Source organism: Streptomyces sp. NPDC028635 (assembly GCF_040637635.1).
Classification (GTDB): Bacteria; Actinomycetota; Actinomycetes; order Streptomycetales; family Streptomycetaceae; genus Streptomyces.
The window spans coordinates 1-3,108 of the sequence record NZ_JBEZWX010000037.1 but is presented as its reverse complement, the minus strand read 5'-3'; the positions used below and the strand labels follow the sequence as shown (position 1 = coordinate 3,108).

Sequence of the window (3,108 nt, the reverse complement as noted above, 5' to 3'; positions counted from 1 at the left end):
GCAGAAGACGGGTTATCCGGCGGAGATGCTGGAGCTCGGGATGGATGTCGAGGCTGATCTGGGCATCGACTCCATCAAGCGGGTGGAGATCATGGGCGTGCTGCACGAGCGGTTCGCCTCGGGTGTGGCCGCGGCGAGCCCCGAGCAGTTGGGTGAGCTGCGCACCCTCCAGGACATCGTCAGCTTCATCGCAGGTGCCGCCGCCGCGCCCGCTGCCGCCACGCCGCTCACCGCCACCGCCCCGGTCGCTGCCTTCGCACCCGCTGTTGCCGCGGGTCCGGATGCGGCGTCGGTGACGTCGGCGTTGCTCGAGGTCGTGGCGCAGAAGACGGGTTATCCGGCGGAGATGCTGGAGCTCGGGATGGATGTCGAGGCCGATCTGGGCATCGACTCCATCAAGCGGGTGGAGATCATGGGCGTACTGCACGAGCGGTTCGCCTCCGGTGTGGCCGCGGCCAGCCCCGAGCAGCTCGGAGAGCTGCGCACCCTCCAGGACATCGTCGGCTTCATATCGGGGCAGGACACGCCCGCCGCGCAGGCCGGCCCCTCCTCCGCCCCCTCGGCGCCGGCGCCCGAGGCGGAAGCCGCCCCGGAGCGCGGGCGGATCGGCAGGGCACAGGCCGCCCTGGCCGAGCTCCCGGTTCCCGACCAGCTGGTGAACGCCTACCCCGCGTCCTCGGGCGCCCTGCTCGTGGACGACGGCGGTGACCTGGCACCCGAGATCGCCGCCAGGCTCCAGGCGCAGGGCTGGAAGGTGCACGTGCTGCGGCTGCCCGGCGTACCGCAGCGGGTCGACGACACGGTGGACCACGCGCTGACCGGCTGGGGCGTCACCGAGCTCGCCTCGCGCATCGAGGAGGCGCTGGGGGAGCGGATCAGCCTGGTGCTCGACCTGTGCACCAAGGCCCCGGCGGACTGGGCGGAAGGCGTACGGCGCCTGGCCCACACCCTGCTGGTGGCCAAGCACCTGGCGGAGCCGCTGAGCACCGCCGCGGCCTTCGGCCGCGCCGCCTACCTCAGCGTCACCCAGCTGGACGGTTCCTTCGGCCTCGGCGGCGTCGACGAGCGACTCACGCCGATCGGCGGCGTCGCCGGTCTGGCCAAGACGCTGGCCGTGGAGGCCCCCGAGGTCTTCAGCCGGGCCGTCGACCTGGCCCCCGCCCTGGCCCCCGGCGCCGCCGCCGCACTGGTCCTCGGCGAGGCGCACGACGCGGCCACGGAGCCCGTCCAGGTCGGCCACGACGGCGCCCGCCGCGTCACCCTCACCCTCGGCGAGCAGCCGCTGCACCAGGCGGGCGCGCGGCCGCAGCCGCTGGGCTCCGACGACCTGCTGGTCGTCACCGGCGGCGGGCGCGGCATCACCGCCACCTGCGTGGTGGAGCTGGCGCGCCGTCACCAGCCGGGCCTGCTGCTGCTCGGCCGGACCCCGCTGGAGGACGAGCCGACATGGGCGCGCGGGGTGCAGGACGCCGCCGCGCTCAAGGCCGCGGCGGTCGCCGACCTGAAGGCCGCGGGCGAGAAGCCCACACCGAAGCGGGTCGAGCAGGCCTACCGGGCCGTCGTCGGCGGCCGTGAGGTCCGGGCGACCCTGGACGCGCTGCGCGCCGCGGGCAGCCAGGCCGAGTACCTCGCGGTGGACATCACCGACCCGGAGGCCACGGCGGCCGCCCTCGCCCCCTACCGCAGCCGCATCACCGGTCTCGTGCACGGCGCCGGTGTCCTCGCCGACCAGCTGATCGCGCAGAAGAAGGCCTCCGAGATCGAGCGGGTCTTCGCCCCCAAGCTCGCGGGGCTGCGCGCCGTCACGGCCGCGCTGGACGCGGACGCCCTGCGGCACGTGGTCCTCTTCTCCTCGGTCGCCGGCTTCTTCGGCAACCGCGGCCAGTCCGACTACGCCATGGCCAACGAGGCGCTGAACGCCTGGGCCTCCTCCTGGAAGCAGCGGCACCCCGGCGCCCGGGTGACCTCGCTCAACTGGGGCGCCTGGGACAGCGGCATGGTCTCCCCGGAGATCAAGGCCGTCTTCCGGGAGCGCGGCATCACCCTCATCCCGCAGGAGACCGGCGCCGCCCTGTTCGCCGACCAGTTCGCCGCCGAACGCGCCGACGACGTGGTGACCGTGCTCGGGCCGACCACCCCGCTCTCCGAGCGCGTCCCGTCCGCACCCGCCGCCACCGTCACCGTCGAGCGGCGGATCGCCGGTCTGGACCGGGACCCGCTCGTGGCCGACCACGTGATCGGCGAGGCCCCGGTGCTCCCGGCGGCCGTGGCGCTCGGCTGGGCGATCGGCGCGGTGGAGCGCGCCACCGGCGGCGAGGTCCGCCAGGTGCGCGAGTTCTCCGTGCAGAAGGGCATCGTCTTCGACGGCACCCAGCCGGAGAACGGCCGCCTCGTCATCACTCCGCTGCCGGAGGCCCCCGGCACCGTACAGGTGGCCATCCGCTCGGTGAACCAGGACGGCGCGGTGCGACCGCACTACGCCGCCGTGCTGGACACCACGCCGGCCCCGGCGCAGGCGCCCGTCACCGCGCTGCCCGCGCCGGGCGGCGGCCGCGCCGCCGACGCCCTCTACACCGACGGCACCCTCTTCCACGGCCCCTCCCTGCGCGGCATCCGCCGGGTGCTCGCCGAGGACGAGTCCCGGCTCGTCCTGGAGTGCGCGCTCGCCGAGCACCGCACCGAGGGCGGCGCCTTCGCCGGCGCCCACTACGCCCCCGGCACCGCCGACCTGCTGCTGCAGGCCGCCCTGGTGTGGGTGCGGCTGTTCCGGGACAGCGCCGGGCTGCCGCTGGCCGTCGGCCGCGCCGAGCTGCACCACGCGCTGCCCGACGGTGAGCCCTTCCTCGTCCTGGTGGAGCCCGGCACCGCCGGTGCGGGCGCCGAGGCCCGGCTCTCCGTCACCGCCTGCGCCACCGACGGACGGGTGCTGATGCGCCTGCACGACGTGTCCGTCATCTCGGCGCCGCAGCTCACGGCCAAGTTCGTCAGCGGCTGACCGGCCCGTCCGCATCCGACTGACGACCTGACCGGTGGGGGGGGGCGGGGGCGGCGCCGCCCCCCCCCCCCCGCCCCCCCCCCCCCCGGCGGGCGACCGCGAGCGCGGAGACA

At 75.6% G+C, this 3,108-nt stretch carries 1 protein-coding gene; it reads left to right on the top strand.

Annotated features, from left to right (window positions below; translation table 11 throughout):
* Window positions 1-2,995 (top strand): SDR family NAD(P)-dependent oxidoreductase (locus tag AB0E88_RS28920; RefSeq protein WP_361636487.1); only part of this gene is annotated, 2,995 nt, incomplete at its 5' end.
* Window positions 2,996-3,108: the final 113 nt, after the last annotated feature.